Source organism: Bordetella sp. H567 (assembly GCF_001704295.1).
In the GTDB taxonomy this organism is placed as follows: domain Bacteria; phylum Pseudomonadota; class Gammaproteobacteria; order Burkholderiales; family Burkholderiaceae_B; genus Bordetella_C.
Map to the genome: position 1 here is coordinate 1,169,753 of NZ_CP012334.1, position 19,975 is coordinate 1,189,727.

The window sequence follows — 19,975 nt, forward strand, 5'->3', positions numbered from 1 at the left end:
ATGTCGACAGTTTAGGTCGGCATTTGTCTGAATGGCCATTATCTGTGGTAAAAGTTCAGGCAACTGTCCACAGAATGTGCCAGCAAGGCCAGCGCCACCACGGCGGGCGGGCACCTTCGTCAACCCGAAACCTAGCCGGACGCGCGATGAAAAAATACGAGACGCTGTTGCTGGAGCAGGACGAACATGTACTGACGGTCGTGCTGAACCGGCCCGAGGCCGGCAACGCGCTCAATACGCTGATGTTGACCGAAGTGGTGGATCTGCTGGCCACGCTGTACGTGGATCCGCAAGGCGTGCGCTGCGTCGTGCTCACCGGCGCCGGCGACCGTATCTTCTGCGCGGGCGGTGACCTGAAGGAACGCAAGGGCATGACGGACGAGGCATGGCGCCGCCAGCATGCCCTGACCGAACAGATGATGCGGCATTTCCAGGAGCTGCCCATCCCCGTCATCGCCGCGGTCAACGGCGCGGCCTACGGCGGCGGCTGCGAGCTGGCGGTGGCCGTGGATTTCGCCTATGCCGCCGATACCGCCCGCTTCGCGCTGACCGAGGTAACGCTGGGCATCATCCCCGGCGCGGGAGGCACGCAGAACCTGCCCAGGGCCTGCGGTGTGCGCCGCGCCAAGGAAATCATCCTGACCGGCCTGCCTTTTTCAGCCCAGGATGCCTTGGAATGGGGCGTGGTGAACAAGGTATGTTCGCCGGCCGGGTTGCTGCCGGAGGCGCAGGCGACCGCGCGCCGCATCGCCGGCAATGCGCCGGTCGCGGTGCAGCAGGCCAGGAAGTCCATCACCATGGCCACGCAATCGGACCTTGCCACCGGATACCGGTTCGAACTGGAAGCCTATTACCGCACCATCCCGACCCAGGATCGCCTGGAAGGCGTGCTGGCGTTCAACGAGAAAAGAAAGCCCGTGTTCCAGGGACGGTAAAGGCGTCATCCCACAGCGGGCAGGGGCCGCGTACCGATACGCCGCCATTACGGGAGCCGTCACGAGGGACATCATGGCAGAGCGGGCCGCAAGCGAAGACAGCGAAGTCGAAAGCCGGCAAACGCCGCGCCGATCCCATCTGCCGGTACGGCCGCAATGGCTGGCGCGCCGCGCGGAGCCCGTGCTGGAGCCGGGCCTTCCCATCATCGATCCCCATCATCATTTGTGGGACCATCCTGGCAACCGTTATCTGCTGCAGGACTTCCTGGCCGATGCCGGCAGCGGCCACGACATTCGCGCCACCGTGTTCATCGAATGCGGCTCCATGTACCGGCCGGATGGCGATCCCTTGCTTCGTCCCATAGGCGAAACGGAATTCGCCAATGGCGCGGCCGCCATGGCCGCCAGCGGTTTATATGGAAGGTGTCGCGTGGCCGCGGGCCTGGTGGCCTATGCGGATCTGCTGGCGGGCGACCGCGCCGGCGCGGTGCTCGAGGCGCAGATCGCCGCCGGCAACGGCCGTGTCCGCGGCATCAGGAATATTTCGGCATGGCACAAGGACCCGGCGGCTCGCGGTTCCCTCGCGGACCCGCCGCCGGGCATGCTGCTGGACGCCTCGTTCCAGCGAGGCTTTTCGCATTTGCGGCGGCTGGGCCTGGCCTTCGACGCCTGGATGTATCACACGCAGTTATCCGAGCTCTGTGTGCTGGCCGCGCGGTTTCCGGATACGACCATCGTGCTGAACCACGTGGGCGGCCCGATCGGTATCGGTCCCTACGCGAACCAGCGCGACCAGGTCTTCCAAGCCTGGCGTGCGTCGATAGGCGCGTTGGCCGCATATCCGAACGTACACCTGAAGGTGGGTGGATTCGGCATGCGCCTGTTCGGCTTCGGCTTCCAGGATCACGAGCTGCCGCCCTTGTCCGAGGCGCTGGCGCCCGCCTGGCGCCCTTATGTCGACACCGCGGTCCAGGCTTTCGGCACGGACCGGTGCATGTTCGAAAGCAATTTCCCCGTGGACAAGGCCGTGTGTTCCTACGCTTCCGTCTGGAACACCTTCAAGCGGCTGACCGCGGGCTGGTCGGCCAGCGAACGCGCCGACGTCTTCAGCGGCACGGCCTGCCGCGTCTACCGGCTGGCGCTGGACTGATCCCTTGGGCGTGGTGCGACGCCCGCCGGGCGGGCATGGGATCGTCTTTTCGCCTTCGTCCAAAATATCCCTGAAGTGTCGACAAATTAATTGACATTGGCCGGATTGCTCGTAGAATTTGTCTCATAACCTGAATCTGTCGACACTTAGGTGGAATGACGTGCGGATGGATTCTCCATGAAACGGCCAGGGATGCCGCTGTCCCAGGCCTTGATAAAGAGACAAATGGGCATTCCATCCGCCACCTCTTCCCTCGATCGCGACGCGCTGCCGTCCCTGAGCGGCGTGCGCGTCATCGATCTGTCCATGTTCCTGGCCGGGCCATACTGCACGCAGCAGCTCGCCGACCTTGGCGCCGAGATCATCAAGATCGAACCCAAGGACGGCGACTCCACGCGCGCGTTGCCGCCGCATTTCCACGAGGGCGAGAGCCTGTATTTCCTGGGCACCAACCGCTCCAAGAAGGGCATGGTGCTGGATCTCGCGCAGGCGGAAGGCCGGGCAGTCGTGCACCGGCTGGCCGCCACCGCGGACGTGGTCATCGACAATTTCCGTCCCGGCGTGACGGCCAAGCTGGAAGTGGATTTCGCCACGCTCTCCAGAATCAATCCGCGCATCATCTGTTGCTCGATATCCGGATATGGCCAGGATGGCCCGTATGCCAGGCGGCCCGCCTACGACATGATCGTGCAGGCCCTGTCCGGTGGCATGAGCCTGACCGGCGAGCCGGGCGCGCGCGCCGTGCGCGCGGGCGTGCCCATAGGCGACATCTGCGCCGGCCTGCACGCGGTCATCGGCGTGCTGGCCGCGCTGCGCGAACGCGAGCAATCCGGCCTGGGCCAGTTCGTCGATATCTCCATGCTGGACGTGCAAGTGGCCATGCTCTCGTACCAGGGCGTGTATCACCTGTACTCCGGCGAAGTGCCGGGCCGGCAGGGGCGTGGCCATGCCTCCATACCGACGTATGCCTCCTTCCAGGCGGCCGACGAACAGGACGTGCTTATCTGCGCCAACACCGAGAAGATGTGGGTGGCCCTGTGCGAGGTGCTGGAGCTGCCGGACTTGCCGGGCGACAGCCGCTTCCTGACCAATGAATTGCGCCATGCGCACCGTGCCGAACTGGAGCCCTTGCTCACGCAGGCGTTTGCCCGGCACGGCCGCGACGAATGGCTGGCGCGCCTGACGGCGCGCGGCGTGCCGTGCGCCCCCGTCAATTCGGTGGCCGATGCGTTGGCCGACGAGCAGGTGCGCCATCGCGGCATGGTGTGCACCATCGAACACACGCTGGGCGGCGAAATCGGCGTCCTGGGCAACCCGGTGAAGATGTCGCGTTCGCCCTCGGCGCCGTTCCGCAGTCCACCGCTGCTGGGGCAGCACACCGAAGAAATCCTGCGTGAACTGGAATACCCGCCCGAGCAGATCGGGGCCCTGCGCGCGCGCGGCGTCGTGGCCTAGCGTGTGCGCTTTCTCCTTCGAAAGGAAAGGTCATGACATTCGACACCCCTCTCATTCCCAGCGCGAACCCGCGCTTGTCGGCGGACCACGTCCGTACGGCGGGCACGGGCATCCGGTTGGTCGGGCAGACGTGCAAGGACTGCGGCAAGTCGCTGTTCCCGCGAACGGGCGTGTGCCCCGCCTGCCAGTCCGTCAACCTGGCCGACAGTGAGATGCCGGACGAGGGCGTGCTGTACAGCTGGTCGGTGGTGCATGTCGCGCCCAAGCCCTGGACCACACCCTATGTGATCGGCTACGTGGACCTGCCCAACCAGGTGCGCGTGTTCTCCCATATCGGCGGCGCGCCCGACAGCCTGCGGGTCGATATGCCGGTGCGCCTGGAAGCTGTCGCCGCCGCCCATGGCGAGACGGCGGGACAGCCGCCTTTCCGTTTCAGTCCCGTCCAGAAGGGAGTCCTCTAATGCGCAAAGTCTCTGTCATCGGCACGGGAATGATCAAGTTCGGCAAATATCCCGATGTCAGCCTCGCCGACCTGGGGTGGCCCGCGGTCAAGCAGGCCATTGCCGACGCCGGCATCGAGCCGCGCGACATCGATGCGCTGTTCTGCGGCACCGGCCTGGGCGGCCCCATGCCGGGGCAGCGCATCTTTGGCCGGCTGGGGCTGGCGGGGCTGCCCATCATCAACGTCGAGAACGCCTGCTCCAGCGGCTCTTCCGCGCTCAGCCTCGGCTACACCGCAATCGCCAGCGGCCGATACGACATCGTGATGGCCATGGGCGTGGAGAAGCTGACCAAGTTCAACGGCGGCACTATCCCCCTGGAACGGGAGGACTGGGAAGTGGCCAACGGTCTGGTCATGCCGGCGCTGTACGCCATGCGGGCGCGGCGCTACATGCATGACTACGGCCTGACCCGCGAGCAATTGGCCAGCGTGGTGGTGAAGTCGCGCCGCCACGCCGCGTTGAACCACGATGCGCAGCTGCGCAAGGAAACCACGGTGGAAGAGGTACTGGCCTCGCGCATGATCGCCGACCCTTTCACGCTGTACCAGTGCTGCCCCACCGGCGACGGCGCTGCCGTCGTCATCCTGTGCGCGGAGGAGCTGGCTCCCAAATACTGCAGCCGGCCCGTCAAGGTGGTGGCCTCGCACGTGGCGTCGGGCGTATTCGAAAGCGGGCCGCGCGATATGACGAATCCCGAGATCACCGTGCGCTGCGCGCGGGAGACCTACGAGGAAGCGGGCCTCGGCCCCGAGGACATCGACGTCGCCGAAGTGCATGACGCCTTCACCAGCGCGGAGCTGATGTACTACGAAGCCTTCGGCTTCTGCGAACGCGGCGAGGCGGCGCAGTTGCTGGAAAGCGGCGCCACGTCCCTGGGCGGCCGGATACCGGTCAATCCCAGCGGCGGCCTGTTGTCCAAGGGGCACCCCGTGGCCGCGACCGGGGCCGCGCAGGTGGTCGAGGTGGTGCGCCAGCTGCAGGGCCGCTGCGGCAGCCGGCAGGTGGAAGGGGCGAAGGTGGGACTGACGCACGCCACGGGCGGGGGCATCAGCGGCTTCGATCATGGCGTCTGCGCGATCCACGTGTTCGCGGTCTAGGCGCGCCGCACACCGGAGGGAAGCTCCCATGCGTACGCAAACAGACGGGACCCGGCCATGAGCCGTCCGATCGCGGAACTGCATTGCCGTGTGCAGGGTACCGGCCCGGCCGTTGTCCTGCTGCATCCGGCCGGCTTGGACCACACCGCCATGGCGGGCGTGGCCGCCGCGCTGGCCGCATCGCCGGTGAAGCGGCGCGTGGTCTCGGTGGACCTGCGTGGCCATGGCTTGTCGCCCGATGCGGCGGCCGGCACATCGATGGCGGATCACGCCGACGATGTGAACGCGCTCATTGGGCGCCATTGCGAGGGCGCGGCCGTCGTACTGGGCGTGTCGTTCGGCGGCATGGTGGCCCAGGAGCTGGCATTGCGGCATCCCGCTTCGGTGGCCGGCCTGCTCCTGTGCGGCTGCGGCGCCACCTTCGCGGACGAATTCCGCCCCGCGTTGCGGCAACGCGGACTGGACGCCGAGCGCAATGGCATGGCCGCCGTCGTCGACACCACGCTGGACCGCTGGTTCACGCCCGCGGCGCGGTCCGGTCCGCTGGCGGATGCCGTGCGCGACCGGCTGCTGCGCGACAAGCCAGCGAACTGGTCCGCGACCTGGCAGACGATAGCCACACACGATGCGCTGCCGCGGCTCGGGGCGGTCCGGGTTCCCACCGCGGTCGTCGCGGGCGAGCACGATGCCGCCACGCCGGCCGCCGCCAGCAGGCAATTGGCCGCGGCCATATCGGCCGCCCGGTGGATATGCATTCCCGGCGCGCCGCATATGATGCAGTTGGAATGCGGCGATGCCTTCAATGCCCAGGTGCTGGCATTCCTGGCGTCGCGGGCAGCCGGCGCCGGCCGTGGCGCCGCGGGAGTGGCGCCTTGAACACACCGAGCGATACCGGCACGCAAGGCTTGAATCACGTCCTGTACGCGGACGCCGCGACGGACGTCACGCTGCTGCTCGTGCATCCATTGGGCGCGGACCAGGCGTTCTGGGACGACTGCGTGCGGCATTGGGCCCCGGTGGTGTCCTGCCTGGCCTGCGACCTGAGGTCGGCGGGGCGATCGCCGCGTTCGGCCGGGCCGGCTTACATCGGGCGGCACGTCGCCGACCTGGAAGCGCTGCGCGTGCAACTGGGCCTGCGGCAGGTCGTTCCGGTCGGGTGCGCCATCGGTTCCATGATCGCGGCCGCCTATGCGGCCAGCCACGCGGACAGCGTGGCCGCCGTCGTGCTGTCGAACCCCACTTTGCGCACCTCGCCGAAAGCCGCCGAGGCGCTGCGGGTGCGCGCCGCCGCCGTGCTGGCCGGCGGCATGTCGGCCATCCTTCCCGCGGCGGTGGACACGCCTTTCCTGAACCAGCCCATGGACGAACGGCGCGACCGCTATGTCCGGCGCTTCGCGAGCCAGGATGCCCAGGCCTACGCCGATTCCATCCTGGGCATCGTCGATGCCGACGTCAGCGCCGAGATCGCGGCCTTGCGTTGCCCGGCGCTGGTGGTCGCCGGGGCGCACGACACGCTGCTGCCGCCCGAGCAGGCGCTGCAGGTGCACCAGGCGCTGGCCGATTCGCGATTCCTGCAATTCGAGAACGCCGCCCACTTCCTGCCGTACCAGCAGCCGGCCGAGTTCGCGCGGCAAGTCCTGCAATTCCTTGCCCGGACCGGCAACCTTCATTGACCCGACGGGTGGAGACCTGACCATGAAGCAAAAGGGATTTTTGATCGTGCACGCGCAGCCGGCGCCGGTATTCGAGGAAGAGTTCAATGCCTGGTACGACACCGAGCATTTGCCCGAGCGCCTGGCGGTGCCGGGCTTCGAAACCGCCCTGCGCTACGTGGCGACGGCGGGATCGCGCGGCTACCTGGCCGTCTACGACACGGTGGACGCCGGCGTGTTCGATACCCCGGCGTACCTGAAGGTCTCCTTCGACAATTCCAGTCCCTGGACCAAACGGGTCACCGGCCGCGCGCGCATCTACCGTTCGGCGGGCGCGCAGGTCTACCCCGGCGATGCATTGACGATGCCCTCGGCGCGCCTGCTGCTGCTGCGCTTTCGCGGCCTGCCCGCCGACGCGCAAGACACCATCGTGGCCGGAGTGCGGGCGAATTTCGAGCAGCGCCCGGAAACCCTGCAGGTACGGGTATTCGCCTACCCGGCTGACGGCGGCGTGGACTTCCTGGGCATGGTCGAAGCCCGGGCGCCCCTAAACGAGTCCTTCGACCTGAAGCCCTTCGGCCGCTACGCCGACGCGATCGACATGGTCAACACCTACGTGCCGTACTGACCCGCGGCCTGCAATGTGAACGCGCCCGTCAGTGGCGCGGATATTAGACGGAGACAAATCGTCCCATGGATGCAAGACATGAGGATGGCGGTGCCGCACGCCCGTACGGCCGGCCGCTGGATGGAATACGCGTCGTGACGCTGGAGCACGCGCTGGCCGCACCGCTATGCACGCGTCACCTGGCCGACCTGGGCGCCGACGTCATCAAGGTGGAGCGGCCGCGGGAAGGCGATTTCTCGCGCGGCTACGACGCCTTCGTGCAGGGTCAGTCCACCTACTTCGTGTGGCTGAACCGCGGCAAGAGAAGCCTGGCGATCGATATCAAGACGCCCGAGGGGCGGACGGTGATGCACCGGCTTGCCGCGTCGGCGGATGTGCTGGTGCAAAACCTGGCGCCCGGCGCCGCCCGCCGCGCGGGCTTGGATTACGAAACGCTGCGCGAGGTGAACCCGCGGTTGATCGTTGCCGATATCTCCGGCTATGGCGAGGGCGGCCCCTTCTCGCACAAGAAGGCGTACGACATGCTGATCCAGGCGGAGTCCGGGCTGATCAGCATCAATGGCACGTCGGACACGCCGGCGCGTGTCGGTATCTCCGTCGCCGACCTGGCGACAGGCATGTACACCCAGAACGCGATATTGGCCGCGCTGCTGCAACGGGGGCGTACCGGCCTGGGCATGAACGTGAAAGTGGCGATGCTGGACGCGCTGGCGGAATGGATGCACTACCCCATGTACCGGCACGCCTACAGCGGCAGCGTGGTGCCACGGATGGCGATGAACAACCCGTCGATCGCGCCCTATGGCGCGCATGCGGCGAAGGACGGCGCCGTCGTTTTCAGCGTGCAGAACGAGCGCGAATGGCGCGCGTTCTGCGACGTCGTGCTGGATATGCCCGAACTGGCGGGGTCGCCCGAATACGGGACCAACAGCCAGCGCATCCGCAATGTGGCCACGCTGACGGCGCTGATCGAAGACGCATTCCGCGACAAGACCGCGCTGGAAGTGGTGGCGCTTCTGGACAAGGCCGGTATCGCCAACGGACGCCTGAACGGCGCCGGGGACTTGTGGGAGCACCCGCAGCTGGCCGAACGCGACCGCTGGCGCGAGGTCGATATCCCGGGCGGCACCCGGATCCGTGCCTTGCTGCCGCCCGCCACCTTCAATGATTTCGAAGCGGCGATGGGCCCGGTCCCGGATCTGGGCGAACACACGGCGCAGATCCTGGCCGCGCTCGATTTCAGTCCCGCCGAAATCGACGCGCTATGCGCGGCAAGGATCGCCGAACGGCGTCCCTGATCTTATTCAACCCGGCCACGGCCGGATTCATGCGTGCGTCCCGCCGTCTGGATGGGACATGAAAGGAGGATTCCAATGAGCAAGAAAGAAGGATGGTCGGGCCGCTTCTACGAGGATTTCGAGGTCGGCGATGTCTACCATCATCCCCTGGGCCGCACCGTGCTGTCGGCCGACAACACATGGTTCACGCTGTTGACGCAGGCGCCCGCGCCCATCCACTTCGATCACCACTATGCCGGCCAGACCGAGTGGAAAAAGGTGATCGTCAATTCCACCTTCATCCTGGCGCTGGTCACCGGCCAGAGCGTGACCGACCTTTCCCAGAACGTTTTCGCCAACCTGGGCTGGGACCAGGTTCGGCTGCCCAAGCCGGTGTTCGAGGGCGACACCATCTACTCCCAATCCAAGGTCCTGGAGCTGCGCGATTCGAAGTCGCGCCCCGACGTCGGCATCGTGAAGGTATCGACCGTTGGCTACAACCAGGAAGGAACGGTGGTGATCAGCTTCCTGCGCACCATGATGATCTTTCGCCGGGGCCGCAATCCCGGCATTCCGCGGCCTCGCATCGAGGACTAGGCGCGCGGCGCCAGCAGTGCGGCAGTACCCGGCCGGCAAGGCGCCGTCCGGGGTGGGACACGAGAACATTCATACGGACGACAACCCGACCAAGGGTGCAGGAGACAGAAATGTTCAAGTTCATCAAGGGCGCGACAGTCGCGCTTGCTGTCCTCGGGACAGCGCATGCCATGGCGGCCGACGATTACCCGAACCGCCCGATCAAGATGTGGATCGCCAATGCGCCGGGCGGCGGCACCGACATCACCGGGCGCATCATCGCCGACAAGCTCAGCCGCATCCTGGGCCAGCCGGTGGTGGTGGAAAACCACGCGGGAGCCGGCGGCATCATCGGCGTGGGCATGGCGGCCAAGGCGCCGGCCGACGGCTACAACGTACTTTACGATTCGGCATCGTTCACGGTGAATCCGGCCATCCGGGAGCTGAGCTACGACCCGGTGAAGGACTTCATTCCCTTGTCGCTTTCGGTCAGCCAGCCCAACGTGCTGGTGGTGGCGGCGGATTCGCCGATCAAGACGCTGAAGGACTACATACAGGCGGCCAAGGACCATCCGGGGGCCATCACCTTCGGATCGGCCGGCGTGGGAACGGGCCAGCACATGACCGGCGAATACTTCCGCAAGGTGGCGCACGTCAACATCATGCACGTGCCCTACAAGGCCGGCGCGGCGGTGTACGTGGACATCATGGGCGGTCAGATCACGTCTTACTTCGGCAACCTGGGATCGGCGATGGGCTTCATCTCGGGCGGCAAGGTGCGCCCGCTGGCCGTGACCTCGGCGCAGCGCAATCCGCGCCTGCCCGACGTACCGACCATGCAGGAGGAAGGCTTTCCCGGCTTCGTGATAACGGAATGGGCCGGCGCCTACGTGCCGGCGGGCACGCCGCCCGCCATCGTGAAAAGGCTGTCGCAGGCCTTCCAGGATGCGGTGAAGGACCCGCAGGTGAAGGCGGCACTGGAGAAGGCCGGCGTGGACGTCATCGGCAGCTCGCAGGCCGACTTCCAGAAATTCCTGAAGCCGGAATTCGCGCGCTGGGCGCAACTGGCCAAGGAGAACAATATCCGTGCGGCATCCCGTTAAGATCGCGGGGCGTTGCGCGTCGGTCGAGGCGCCCCGCGGCCGGGGCGGCCGTTATTGTCCAAGCGCCGGAAGGGGATCCACATGGCAGACGATCACGCAGAAAATTATGTAAAGGTGTGCGAAGTCGGACCGCGCGATGGCCTGCAGATGGCGCCTTCCATTATGCCGACGCCGGCCAAGATCGCATGGCTGAAGAAAATACTCGAGGCTGGCGTGCCCGAGATCGAGGCGGGCAGTTTCGTTCCGCCCCGCCTGGTGCCGCAGATGGCGGATACGGGCGACGTCATACGGGCCATGTCGCTGTGCTCCGATCATGGAATATGCGCGCTTGTGCCCAATCTGAAGGGCGCGCAGCTGGCCTACGATGCCGGCGCCCACGCCGTCATCGTGCCGGTATCGGTCAGTGAAAAGCACAGCCTGTCGAATACGCGCAAGGGCACGTTCGAGCAGGTCGCCGAAGTCCAGTCCATTGTGCAATGGGTGCGCGCGCAGCCTCGGGCCATGCGGGTGGACGTGGGCTGCGCCACCGCGTTCGGGTGTTCGATGGAAGGCGTGATCGCGCTGGACCGCGTGGTGGCCGTCGCGTCGGCCCTGGCGCGCGCCGGGGCGGACCAGGTGGTGCTGGCCGATACGGTGGGCTATGGCAATCCGGCGCAGATACGCGCCGTGGTGCGCGCGGTGCGGGCCGAGATAGGTCCCGTGCTGGGGAGGCTGCACCTGCACGACACCATGGGACTGGGACTGGCGAACGTGTTGGCCGGCCTGGATGCAGGCATCCGCGAGTTCGATTCCTCGATGGGCGGCCTGGGCGGATGCCCATTCGCGCCGGGCGCATCGGGCAATATCGTGACCGAAGACCTGGTCTTCATGCTGGAGAGCATGGGCCTGCGCACGGGAATCGACCTGGGCGCGCTGATGCAGGCGCGCGTGCTGCTGCAGCAGGGATTGCCCGGCGAGCCCTTGCGCGGGAATATTGCCTTGGCGGGCATTCCGCGCACTTATCGTGAAAGGGCGGCATAGAGCGATATGGACGACGTGTCCGGCGACACAACCCTCGGTTCCGACGTCACGTTGCGCCGGGCCGTGCCGCTTACGCATTTATTGGTGGAGAAAGCGCTCGCTATACGCCATGGCATTCTTCCCGTAGCCGTGCGCATGGTCGCGCGGGATTGCCTGGTCGACTGGCTGGCATGCGGCTTCGCCGGTGTGCGGGAACCGGTCAGCGGCATCGTGGCCGCCATGGCGCGCGAGGAGGGCGGCAATGCGCAGGCCACCCTGCTGGCGCTTCCCTGGCGCGGCACCGTGTCGCAAGCCGCGCTGGTCAACGGCACCCTTGCGCACGCGCTGGACTATGACGATGTGAACCTGGCTGTTCCCGGGCACCTGTCTTCAGCCATCCTGCCGGCGCTGCTGGCCTTGGCCGAATATCGCGCCTGCACCCCCAAGGCCGTGATCGCGGCCTTCGTGGCCGGTTACGAGCTGGCCTGCTCGGTCGGGGCTTTGGTGGAGCCGGCGCACTACAACAACGGCTTTCACGCGACGGCCACCTTGGGTTGCCTGGGGGCGGCCATGGCGTGCGCGCATCTCCTCGCCTTGCGGACGGACGAGGCATGCCACGCGGTCGGCCTGGCGGCTACTCAGGCCGCGGGGCTGAAGGCGATGTTCGGCAGCATGGCCAAGCCCCTGCATGCCGGACTGGCCTCGCAAGCCGGCCTGCGAGCGGCGATGCTGGCGGAAAAAGGCTGCCTGGGCCGCCCGGACATCCTCGAGTGCGAGCAGGGATTTGCACGCGTCCATGGCGACGATTTCCATGTGGCACGCGCCTTGGCGGCGCCGAGCGGGGGCTTTCACATCCTGAACAATCTGTTCAAGTATCACGCCGCCTGCTACAGCACGCATTCGGCCATCGAAGCGGTAGCCACGCTGCGGCAACGGCACGCGATCGCGCCGGCCTCCGTCGTCCGCATCGAGGTAGTCGCGGGGGAGGGATGTTCGGTCTGCAACGTCCAGGATCCCGGCACCGCTACGGAGGCCAGGTTCAGCCTGCGCGCGGCGGCCGCCTTCGCCATGCTGGGAATGGACACCGGCAGCTTGCAGACCTGGACCCGGGTCACCGAGCCGCTTGTCGCCGCCATGCTCGGACGCGTGCGCGTCGAACTGGTGCCCGGCTTGGGCCTGAGCGAAGCCACCATAACGATCGTCCAGGACGACGGGATACGCTACACGCTAGCGTGCGATTCCGGCTTGCCTGTCGCCGACAAGGCGGCACAGTCGGCGAAGGTATTCGTGAAGTTCCGCGCGATATCGAAGCCCGCGATCGGCGATGCGCTTGCCGAACAGATACTATCCCTGCTCGAGTGTTTCGAAGACCAGACAGCGGTCCGACCATTGATGCGTTTGTGTGGCGGTCCGTCCGCGTGAGACCCTCATTCCTGGCCGGTCATCTTCGCGGCGGCAACGACCTTCTTCAACCGCTCCCGTTCAGCCTTCATGGCCTGGGAAAATTGCGCGCGGCTCTGGAGCATGGGCTCGGCACCGTTGGAAGCAAAGGCCTCCTTGACCTCCGCTGACGCCAACGCCCGCTGGATGACTTGGTTCAGGTGGTCCAGAATGCCCGGGGGCACGCCGGATGGCGCCCAGATTCCCACGAAGTGAGCCATCTGCATTTCGCCTAGACCCTGCTCCTTCGTGGTCGGCACGTCGGGCAGCAAGGACGAGCGAACGGGCAAGGTGACCGCGACCGCCTTGATGCGGCCCGCCTGCACCAGCGGCGTCACGACCGCGACAGATTCGGATGCGATCGGCACCTGGCCGCCGGCCACGGCGAGCAGCGTATCCAGTCCGCTCTTGTACTGGATGGGCTCGATATCCAGGCCCGAGGCAAGCTTGAATACGCCCGCCACGAAATGGGGCGTGCTCCCGACACCTGCTGTGGCGAATGCCACCTTCTTGACGTGCTGCGCCTTTTGGGCGTCGACGAACTCGCGCAAGGTCTTGTAGGGCGAATTGGCGGCGATGACGGTGACCGAAGGAGACTGCGCAAGTGGCGCGACCGGCGTCAGCTCGTCGTCCTTGTAGGGTTGGTCGCTGCGCATCAGTGTATTGGTGACAACGCCATTGCCACCGACCAGGAACGTGTAGCCATCGGGCTTGGAGCGCGCGACATAGGCGGCGCCCAACATGCCGCCGGCACCGGGCTTGTTGTCGATGATGAGGGCCTGGCCCAGCTCCTTGGCCACCGCCTTCGCGACGATGCGTGCGACGATGTCGAAATTGCCACCGGCACCGAACGGCACCACCCACGTGATCGGCCGACTGGGCCAATCCGCCGCCCGGGCCAAGGGGGCGGTCAACGCCACGGCGAGCGCTGCGGCAAAGAGATAACGTCTGCGACCTTGTCTCACGATGTCTCACTCCTGTGGATATGCGCCTGCCGTACGGATCGCCGACCGGTTCGGTAGTAATTATTGGCATAACTACATTTAGTGATAATCCATATTACTACTACGATTTTCGGGCAGGCAAGGACTATCAGGCATTACCGCGCGCGGCAGTGCCTGGCCTAGGTGGCATGGAGGAGAGGCGCTAGGGGGAGACGCGTTGCAGGCGGCGCTCCAGGGCCTTGGCCTGGTCGGCGGGCAGGTATTTCTTGCGCAATTTCACCAGGGCGGGGCCGAAGTGCCTGGTGAGCTCGGGCCCCAGCTTGTTGAAGATCTCGGCCAGGTAGACCTCATGGCGGATCAGGCTGTCGGCCATATTGACGACGGGATTGCTCCTTGTGAAGGCCCCCGATTCGTCGCGGACATTGAAGATAAGGGTTTCCTCGAAATCCACCGTCAATGTGATCAGGTGCCTGGCCATGCCGACGATCGTGCCGTCGCCTTCATGGGCATAGACGATGGCGTTGGGAAGAGACCGAAGTTCGTCGAGTTCGGCCGGGTCGCCAAACAGGATCAATAGCACCGACACACCGCGCTCGGCCGCTTCGCGCAGTGCCGCGGCGTGATTGGCCAGCACCGCATGATGGGCCTTGATCCAGACATGGCGGCGGGCCCCCGCCACCAAGGCCTGTATCTTCGAGCGCGCTTCCGCAAGACTGTCCAAGGTCCAGACGTAGTGCGTCTCGTCGGTGCTCTTCAGCGTTTCCAGCCGGGTCTGCAGGCTGGAGCAGCGGTCCGCCATGGTGCGGGAAATCCGCTCCAGAAGTACTTTCGGGTCTACCGGCACCAGCCGCACCGGCTCGCTGCTGACGCGTTGCACGGCGCCTTTTTTCTCCAGGCTTTCGAGAGAGCTATAGACGCTGGGCCTGGGTAGCGCGTTCTGCTTGCTGATTTCGTAGGCGGTCGCCGGGGAACAATACAGAAGCGCGATGTAGACCTTCGCCTCGTACTCCGTAAAACCGATGTCCTGGAGATCTCGCGTCAGGCTCGCGGTGTCCTTTGCATCGTTGCTCATGTCCGTTCGGCATCCATAGTGTCCTGGCTCGGGCGATTGTAAGCGGGAACGTGTTCGCGCTATTCCTCGCTTGCCGTCGAAAGTCCATAGTAGTAATCTACAATACGACTATCGATAAGGCCACTCATCGATGCGGCGACGCCCTTCGTCTTCGTGTATGCGCGCAGGAGTGCGGTTCAAGCCTTGGTGCGCGCGATAGGCCCGGGGCGGGCAGGCGTTCCCTACGGAGAAGATCATGGAGACAGCAGCATGAACCGGACGTCCCAGGAAGCCGTATTGGAATACCCGGCAGCCCTGCGCCTGCCGCCCAAGCCAGCGAAGCCGCGCAAGCGGGGCCTGACGTCGATCATCGACTATGGCCCGGACAACATGGGATGGACCGGCCCCCGGGGCATCGCCGATCTGTTGGACTGCGCCGCCGACTACATCGACTTCGCGAAGATCTATGCCATGAACGCGCTGCTGATGCCGCCGCCCACACTGCGGAACATCATCGGGCTATACCATGATGCCAATGTGCAATGCTATTCCGGCGGCATATTGTTCGAGCATGCGCACCGCCGCGGCGAGGTCCCCTTGCTGCTGGATTACCTGGGCGGGCTCGGGTTCCGCGCGATGGAAATCTCCGAGAACTATGTGACCCTGGCGAACGACGAGCGGCTGCGCTATTTCGACGCGTGCCGCAAGGCCGGCATCACCGTGATCTATGAATTCGGCCGCAAGAACCCCGATCAGGCGATACGCCTGGACAAGCTTGGCGCTCTCATCAACGAGGTGCTGGAGGCCGGCGTCGGCCACATCATCATCGAGCAGTCCGAGATCACCATGACCGTGAGGCAGGATCCGGATGTCCTGAAGGAGCTGGGCAAGCAGCCGTGGTTCGAGCACGTGCTCATCGAAGCCGACACCTTCGACTTTCCCAGGCACCACCTTCAGCTCATGGAGGACTTTGGCCGTGACGTGAATCTGGCCAATGTGGCACCGGGACAGGCGCTGCGTCTGGAAGGGTTGCGTTCAGGTATCGGCCGAGCCGTGGATTACTCACTGTTCAAGTCCGCCTAGCGTTGGCGCGCATCCCGCTTCCGAATGCCGCTTCTCTTGTTCCTGAGTTGGGGAGTACAACATGGACGATACTTTTGGCACGCCGGACGTCGTGGTAGTGGGCGCTGGAAACGCCGCCGCATGCGCGGCGCTTGCCGCACGTGAACAAGGGGCCACCGTAATCATGCTCGAGGCCGCACCCCACGACGATTGCGGCGGCAACAGCCGCTACACCGCCGGCGCGATGCGGGTCATGTTCAATGGGGTGGATGATTTGCTCAGGCTGGTGCCGGACCTGACGCCCGATGAAGTGGCGAATTCCGATTTCGGCACGTATACGGCGGAGCAGTACCTGGACGATATGGGCCGCCTTACCCAATACCGCACCGACCCGGATCTGGCCGAAATCCTCGTCACCCGCAGCCTCGACACGTTGGAGTGGATGCGCGGGAAAGGCGTCAAGTTCCAGGCCAGTTTCGGACGTCAGGCTATCCGCGAAAATGGCCGGTTCAGGTTCTGGGGCGGCCTGGCCGTCGAGACCTGGGGTGGCGGCGAAGGGCTGGTGGAACTGGAGCACAAGGCCTGCGCGCGCGAAGACGTACGCATCTTCTACGAGACGGCCGCGACGGAATTGCTGCTGGACGAAGGCGTGGTTTCCGGCGTGCGGGTGCGCGCGGGCGAGCGCGTCCACGACATCCGGTGCAAGGCCGTGGTGCTGGCTTGCGGTGGATTCGAGTCCAACGCGGAGATGCGCGCCCGCTACCTGGGGACGAACTGGGATCTGGCCAAGGTGCGCGGTACCCGGTACAACACCGGCGCCGGATTGCGGATGGCGCTGGACGCCGGCGCGCTGCCGTATGGACATTGGTCCGGTTGCCACGCGGTGGGCTGGGACCAGAACGCACCGCCCTTTGGCGATCTGGTGGTAGGGGACAACTACCAGAAGCACAGTTATCCGATGGGCATCATGGTCAATGCGCGCGGGGAACGCTTCGTGGACGAAGGCGCCGACTTCCGCAACTTCACCTATGCGAAATACGGGCGTGCCGTCCTCGAACAGCCTGACATGTTCGCGTGGCAGGTCTTCGACGCCAAGGTCATTCCCAAGCTGCGCGACGAGTACAGGATCCGGCAGGTGACGAAAGTGCGTGTCGAGACGCTGGAAGAGTTGGCACATAAGCTGGAAGGCGTCGATCCGGAAGGCTTCTTGCGCAACGTCCGCGCCTATAACGAAGCGGTGATGACGGAGGTGCCGTACAACCCGGCCATCAAGGACGGTCGTGGCACACGCGGACTGGCCATTCCCAAATCGAATTGGGCGAACACCATAGACCAAGGCCCGTTCGAGGCCTACGCCGTGACGTGCGGCGTTACTTTCACGTTTGGCGGAGTGAAGATCAGCCTGCATGGCCAGGTCGAGGACACCGGCGGGAAACCGATCCGCGGGCTCTATGCCGCAGGCGAAATGGTGGGTGGGCTTTTCTACCACAACTACCCCGGGGGTACCGGGCTGACCTCGGGAGCCGTGTTCGGCAGGATCGCCGGTACGTCGGCGGGCAAGGCCGCGATCGCGACGAAATAGCGCGCGTGTTCCCGTCCAGCGGCGGTTATCCGTATCTGCCGACGCATCGCAGTGGCGGGGCGGGTGACGGCGGGGAATCAACCGCGCGGCAATCGCCGCGCGCTCGATCCCCGCTTCTCTTGCGTCGACTGACCATGCTGCTGCGTTTCCTGTTTCCCCCCGGGGATCATTGATAAAAGCACGCCGTCGCGCAGATGGAAATGGTGCAGGAGCGCCGCGGCTGCATGCGCGCCGGCTGCCCAGAGCAGGGCGTTGCCCAGTACGGTGTGTACGCCCACGATCAGCTGTCCCAGTCGATGCGCCGGCGCGATCCGGGGCGCGATGTCGAACCCGAGCAAGGTGAGTGGAATGCCCTCGAGCCAGGTACCGAGCACCGCCGTGGCGGGAATCGAGACGAGCAGGGCGTAAAGAGAAATCTGGCCCAGCTTCGCTGCCGCGGCCATCCATCGCGGCATCGGCCGCTTCGCGGGCGTGGCGCGGAACAGGCCCCATAGCAAGCGCAGTACGACGATGCCGAAGACCAGCATCCCAAGCGTCTCGTGGATCCTGCGCAGCCCGTCCGCCTCCGCGGAATAGAGCGAATAGCTGTCGCCCTTGCTGAGCACATAGGCGGACAGGACCAGCATGACGGTCAGCCAATGGAAAGCCTGGACGCCAGGCCCATGGCGAACGCAGCTGCCGGTCAAAGCCATTGGCCGCCTCCTGTCCCACGCACCAGGCGCGCCAGCCATAGCGCGCCGAGCCCAGCGGCCAGCCAGGTCAGTCCCTGCCCCACCCATTGCTGTTCGTCCAGCCGATAGGCATTGCATAGGCGCAGGGGGGCATCGACGTACAGGGACCCAGCGACCGCCATCATCGGCAACACATTGCCTAGGAAGAAGAACTGCACGACGACGCCCGCCTGCTGCCATGACCACCGCAGCGCCATGCCGCACAGGACGAGCACCGCGCATTTCGCGATTTCAACGCGAATGTCGACCAGGGCGAGGTCCAGCAGGCGCGGCACCATGCCCAGCGCGGCGGCGATGGCGACAAAGGCCAGTCCCGTGATGCCATGTGCATTCCACCTCGACATGCGGGCCGATTGCGCGGGCGGCAGCTGGCCGGCCAGCAGCATGCCAGCCAGCACCAGTATCGGAAACTGCAGCAGCATGTGCGATGCCATGCCCTGTTCCAGGGCGGGTCGCATGGGTGGCAGCAGCACGGCCAGTGCGAGCAGCGCGGCCGCGCATTGCTGCCCATACCGTGCGATGGCGCAGCTTGCCTTCATTCCTGAGCCGCGAGGTAACGCGCCAGCGCCAGCGCATCGCGGCCCTGGTCTTGGTCGTAGATATGCACCAGGCGCCCGTTGCCGTCGAGCACCAGCAGCGCCGCGTTGTGCTCGTAGCCTCCCAGGCCATTCGGAATGACGACCACGCCGTAGCGCCGCAGCAGGGCCTGGACATCCGCGGCCCGTGCCGGGGTGGCGAAGCGCCATAGCGATGCATCGGCTCGAAAGCGCCGGCCGTAGGCCGCGAGCGCGTCGGGCGTGTCGTGGCTGGGATCGAAGCTGATCGACAGCAGCCGGACCGCGGGCCTAGCCGCGTCGCGGTCCGTGCGTAGGGCATCCTGCAACTGCTGGAAGGCGCCGCCCAGCGCCGAACATACCGTCACGCACCCGGTGTATATGAAATCGACGATGGTGGCCGTGCCGCGGGCATGGAGCATCGCCGGCAATGGCAGCGTCTCCGCATCGGGCCCGCGCATTTCCACGGCCGGCGCCTCCACCGGCGAGCGCAGCACAGCCAGCCTGCGCGCGCCTTCGGCCGTCCATACCTGGAAGTCCATCGTCAGCCACGCGCCGCTTGCGTAGGCCAGCGCGGCCAGAAGCAGCGTAGCGGCGGTGGTGCGCCACATCAGGGCTTGCCGGTCAACGCCTGGAGCTCGGCGCCGCCCGCGAACGGCGTCGTGCGCGTCACCGCCTTGCGCTCGGCCGCCACTTGCCCGGCGGTGACGGCATCGGCGGAGTTGGACCACTGCGAGCGGATGTATGTCGCGACGGCCGCCACTTCGTTGTCGGAAAACTTGCCGCCGAACGACGGCATGCTGCCGTTGTACACAGTGTCCTTCACCTTGATCTCGCCCTGGAGGCCGTGCAGCAGGATATTGATGGCGACGCGGCTGTCCGCCTTCACCCATTCCGAACCGTCCAGCGGCGGAAATACGCCCGGAACGCCGGTGCCCGCGGCCTGGTGGCAGGCGGCACAGTTGGCGGTGAACAACGCCTTGCCGTCGGCCGCGGCGGGCGCGCCGGCCGCCTCTGCACGCGGTATGAGGTCGGCGACCGTACGGCGGTCGCCCAGTTGGGGATTGCCGAACGGATCCGAAAAGAGCACATACGCCACGCCGGCGACGACGACCCCCAGTGTGACCGCTGCCGCCAGCCGCGGTATGGGCCGCACGCGCTCGGAAGGATCGGCATGTTCGCGCGTCTGCGATGCGGATGAAGGCTTGGAATCAGGACTCATCTTTATTTTCTCGG

21 protein-coding genes are annotated in these 19,975 nt (G+C 65.8%); 15 read left to right on the plus strand and 6 right to left on the minus strand.

Annotated features, from left to right (window positions below; genetic code table 11):
• Positions 1-146: 146 nt before the first annotated feature.
• The 13 genes from AKI39_RS05235 (at position 147) to AKI39_RS05295 (ending at position 12,797) form a co-directional block, all read left to right on the plus strand.
• Complete coding sequence (locus AKI39_RS05235; RefSeq protein ID WP_066633273.1) at positions 147-935, plus strand: enoyl-CoA hydratase-related protein; 789 nt, start codon at positions 147-149, stop codon at positions 933-935.
• A 73-nt stretch (positions 936-1,008) separates the two neighbouring features.
• A complete protein-coding gene (locus tag AKI39_RS05240) occupies positions 1,009-2,085 on the plus strand; it encodes an amidohydrolase family protein (protein ID WP_083228636.1) in 1,077 nt (358 codons plus the stop codon).
• A gap of 225 nt (positions 2,086-2,310) precedes the next feature.
• Entirely contained in the window at positions 2,311-3,540 is a 1,230-nt protein-coding gene (locus AKI39_RS05245) for a CaiB/BaiF CoA transferase family protein (RefSeq protein ID WP_066642246.1), read from the plus strand.
• A 32-nt stretch (positions 3,541-3,572) separates the two neighbouring features.
• Positions 3,573-4,001: a Zn-ribbon domain-containing OB-fold protein gene (locus AKI39_RS05250; RefSeq protein WP_083228637.1), complete on the plus strand. Its 429-nt coding sequence runs from the start codon at positions 3,573-3,575 to the stop codon at positions 3,999-4,001.
• Entirely contained in the window at positions 4,001-5,140 is a 1,140-nt protein-coding gene (locus tag AKI39_RS05255) for a thiolase family protein (RefSeq protein ID WP_066633275.1), read from the plus strand. Before AKI39_RS05250 ends, AKI39_RS05255 begins: the two co-directional genes overlap by 1 nt.
• A gap of 57 nt (positions 5,141-5,197) precedes the next feature.
• Entirely contained in the window at positions 5,198-6,016 is an 819-nt protein-coding gene (locus AKI39_RS05260) for an alpha/beta fold hydrolase (RefSeq protein ID WP_066633277.1), read from the plus strand.
• On the plus strand, positions 6,013-6,813 hold the full coding sequence (locus AKI39_RS05265) for an alpha/beta fold hydrolase (RefSeq protein WP_066633280.1): 801 nt from the start codon (positions 6,013-6,015) through the stop codon (positions 6,811-6,813). Before AKI39_RS05260 ends, AKI39_RS05265 begins: the two co-directional genes overlap by 4 nt.
• A gap of 22 nt (positions 6,814-6,835) precedes the next feature.
• Positions 6,836-7,420 carry a DUF4286 family protein gene (locus AKI39_RS05270; RefSeq protein ID WP_066633283.1) on the plus strand — a complete coding sequence of 195 codons (585 nt, stop codon included), beginning with the start codon at positions 6,836-6,838 and terminating at the stop codon, positions 7,418-7,420.
• A 65-nt stretch (positions 7,421-7,485) separates the two neighbouring features.
• Positions 7,486-8,718, plus strand: a complete 1,233-nt coding sequence (locus AKI39_RS05275) for a CaiB/BaiF CoA transferase family protein (RefSeq protein ID WP_066633293.1) — start codon at positions 7,486-7,488, stop codon at positions 8,716-8,718.
• Between the two features lie 75 nt (positions 8,719-8,793).
• A complete protein-coding gene (locus tag AKI39_RS05280; protein ID WP_066633295.1) occupies positions 8,794-9,294 on the plus strand; it encodes a MaoC family dehydratase in 501 nt (166 codons plus the stop codon).
• A 110-nt stretch (positions 9,295-9,404) separates the two neighbouring features.
• A complete protein-coding gene (locus AKI39_RS05285) occupies positions 9,405-10,376 on the plus strand; it encodes a Bug family tripartite tricarboxylate transporter substrate binding protein (protein WP_083228639.1) in 972 nt (323 codons plus the stop codon).
• Between the two features lie 81 nt (positions 10,377-10,457).
• On the plus strand, positions 10,458-11,396 hold the full coding sequence (locus tag AKI39_RS05290; protein WP_066633298.1) for a hydroxymethylglutaryl-CoA lyase: 939 nt from the start codon (positions 10,458-10,460) through the stop codon (positions 11,394-11,396).
• Between the two features lie 6 nt (positions 11,397-11,402).
• Positions 11,403-12,797, plus strand: coding sequence for an MmgE/PrpD family protein (locus AKI39_RS05295; RefSeq protein WP_066633301.1), 1,395 nt, complete (start codon positions 11,403-11,405; stop codon positions 12,795-12,797).
• Positions 12,798-12,802: 5 nt separating this feature from the next.
• Here the strand turns inward: AKI39_RS05295 and AKI39_RS05300 are convergent, their stop codons facing one another.
• Both AKI39_RS05300 and AKI39_RS05305 read right to left on the minus strand, forming a co-directional pair.
• Positions 12,803-13,780, minus strand: a complete 978-nt coding sequence (locus AKI39_RS05300) for a tripartite tricarboxylate transporter substrate binding protein (protein WP_066633304.1) — start codon at positions 13,778-13,780, stop codon at positions 12,803-12,805.
• Positions 13,781-13,961: 181 nt separating this feature from the next.
• Positions 13,962-14,831, minus strand: coding sequence for a TrmB family transcriptional regulator (locus tag AKI39_RS05305; RefSeq protein ID WP_066633307.1), 870 nt, complete (start codon positions 14,829-14,831; stop codon positions 13,962-13,964).
• Positions 14,832-15,080: 249 nt separating this feature from the next.
• Between AKI39_RS05305 and AKI39_RS05310 the strand changes: the two genes are divergently transcribed.
• Together AKI39_RS05310 and tcuA are read left to right on the plus strand one after the other, a co-directional pair.
• Positions 15,081-15,893 (plus strand): phosphosulfolactate synthase, encoded by an 813-nt coding sequence (locus tag AKI39_RS05310; RefSeq protein WP_083228640.1) that lies wholly within the window; start codon positions 15,081-15,083, stop codon positions 15,891-15,893.
• A 61-nt stretch (positions 15,894-15,954) separates the two neighbouring features.
• Positions 15,955-17,454: an FAD-dependent tricarballylate dehydrogenase TcuA gene (gene tcuA / locus AKI39_RS05315; RefSeq protein WP_066633310.1), complete on the plus strand. Its 1,500-nt coding sequence runs from the start codon at positions 15,955-15,957 to the stop codon at positions 17,452-17,454.
• A gap of 77 nt (positions 17,455-17,531) precedes the next feature.
• Here the strand turns inward: tcuA and AKI39_RS05320 are convergent, their stop codons facing one another.
• From AKI39_RS05320 to AKI39_RS05335, 4 genes are read right to left on the minus strand one after another with little or no spacing between them, the layout of a single operon-like run.
• Positions 17,532-18,080, minus strand: coding sequence for a cytochrome b (locus tag AKI39_RS05320; RefSeq protein ID WP_235610751.1), 549 nt, complete (start codon positions 18,078-18,080; stop codon positions 17,532-17,534).
• A 56-nt stretch (positions 18,081-18,136) separates the two neighbouring features.
• Positions 18,137-18,724, minus strand: coding sequence for a hypothetical protein (locus tag AKI39_RS05325; protein ID WP_066633313.1), 588 nt, complete (start codon positions 18,722-18,724; stop codon positions 18,137-18,139).
• Positions 18,721-19,350, minus strand: a complete 630-nt coding sequence (locus AKI39_RS05330) for an SCO family protein (protein ID WP_066633316.1) — start codon at positions 19,348-19,350, stop codon at positions 18,721-18,723. The genes AKI39_RS05325 and AKI39_RS05330 overlap by 4 nt, the downstream gene beginning before the upstream one ends.
• The gene (locus AKI39_RS05335) at positions 19,350-19,961 is read right to left on the minus strand and encodes a c-type cytochrome (RefSeq protein WP_066633320.1); all 612 of its coding nucleotides are present in this window, start codon (positions 19,959-19,961) and stop codon (positions 19,350-19,352) included. Before AKI39_RS05335 ends, AKI39_RS05330 begins: the two co-directional genes overlap by 1 nt.
• Positions 19,962-19,975: the final 14 nt, after the last annotated feature.

Excerpts from the sequence above, each read along its gene's own strand:
- AKI39_RS05235 (WP_066633273.1), top strand. The coding sequence starts at position 147 with ATGAAAAAATACGAGACGCTGTTGCTGGAGCAGGACGAACATGTACTG.
- AKI39_RS05240 (WP_083228636.1), top strand. The coding sequence starts at position 1,009 with ATGGCAGAGCGGGCCGCAAGCGAAGACAGCGAAGTCGAAAGCCGGCAA.
- AKI39_RS05245 (WP_066642246.1), top strand. The coding sequence starts at position 2,311 with ATGGGCATTCCATCCGCCACCTCTTCCCTCGATCGCGACGCGCTGCCG.
- AKI39_RS05250 (WP_083228637.1), top strand. The coding sequence starts at position 3,573 with ATGACATTCGACACCCCTCTCATTCCCAGCGCGAACCCGCGCTTGTCG.
- AKI39_RS05255 (WP_066633275.1), top strand. The coding sequence starts at position 4,001 with ATGCGCAAAGTCTCTGTCATCGGCACGGGAATGATCAAGTTCGGCAAA.
- AKI39_RS05260 (WP_066633277.1), top strand. The coding sequence starts at position 5,198 with ATGAGCCGTCCGATCGCGGAACTGCATTGCCGTGTGCAGGGTACCGGC.
- AKI39_RS05270 (WP_066633283.1), top strand. The coding sequence starts at position 6,836 with ATGAAGCAAAAGGGATTTTTGATCGTGCACGCGCAGCCGGCGCCGGTA.
- AKI39_RS05275 (WP_066633293.1), top strand. The coding sequence starts at position 7,486 with ATGGATGCAAGACATGAGGATGGCGGTGCCGCACGCCCGTACGGCCGG.
- AKI39_RS05280 (WP_066633295.1), top strand. The coding sequence starts at position 8,794 with ATGAGCAAGAAAGAAGGATGGTCGGGCCGCTTCTACGAGGATTTCGAG.
- AKI39_RS05285 (WP_083228639.1), top strand. The coding sequence starts at position 9,405 with ATGTTCAAGTTCATCAAGGGCGCGACAGTCGCGCTTGCTGTCCTCGGG.
- AKI39_RS05290 (WP_066633298.1), top strand. The coding sequence starts at position 10,458 with ATGGCAGACGATCACGCAGAAAATTATGTAAAGGTGTGCGAAGTCGGA.
- AKI39_RS05295 (WP_066633301.1), top strand. The coding sequence starts at position 11,403 with ATGGACGACGTGTCCGGCGACACAACCCTCGGTTCCGACGTCACGTTG.
- AKI39_RS05305 (WP_066633307.1), bottom strand. The coding sequence starts at position 14,831 with ATGAGCAACGATGCAAAGGACACCGCGAGCCTGACGCGAGATCTCCAG.
- AKI39_RS05310 (WP_083228640.1), top strand. The coding sequence starts at position 15,081 with ATGAACCGGACGTCCCAGGAAGCCGTATTGGAATACCCGGCAGCCCTG.
- tcuA (WP_066633310.1), top strand. The coding sequence starts at position 15,955 with ATGGACGATACTTTTGGCACGCCGGACGTCGTGGTAGTGGGCGCTGGA.
- AKI39_RS05320 (WP_235610751.1), bottom strand. The coding sequence starts at position 18,080 with ATGCTGGTCCTGTCCGCCTATGTGCTCAGCAAGGGCGACAGCTATTCG.
- AKI39_RS05325 (WP_066633313.1), bottom strand. The coding sequence starts at position 18,724 with ATGAAGGCAAGCTGCGCCATCGCACGGTATGGGCAGCAATGCGCGGCC.
- AKI39_RS05330 (WP_066633316.1), bottom strand. The coding sequence starts at position 19,350 with ATGTGGCGCACCACCGCCGCTACGCTGCTTCTGGCCGCGCTGGCCTAC.
- AKI39_RS05335 (WP_066633320.1), bottom strand. The coding sequence starts at position 19,961 with ATGAGTCCTGATTCCAAGCCTTCATCCGCATCGCAGACGCGCGAACAT.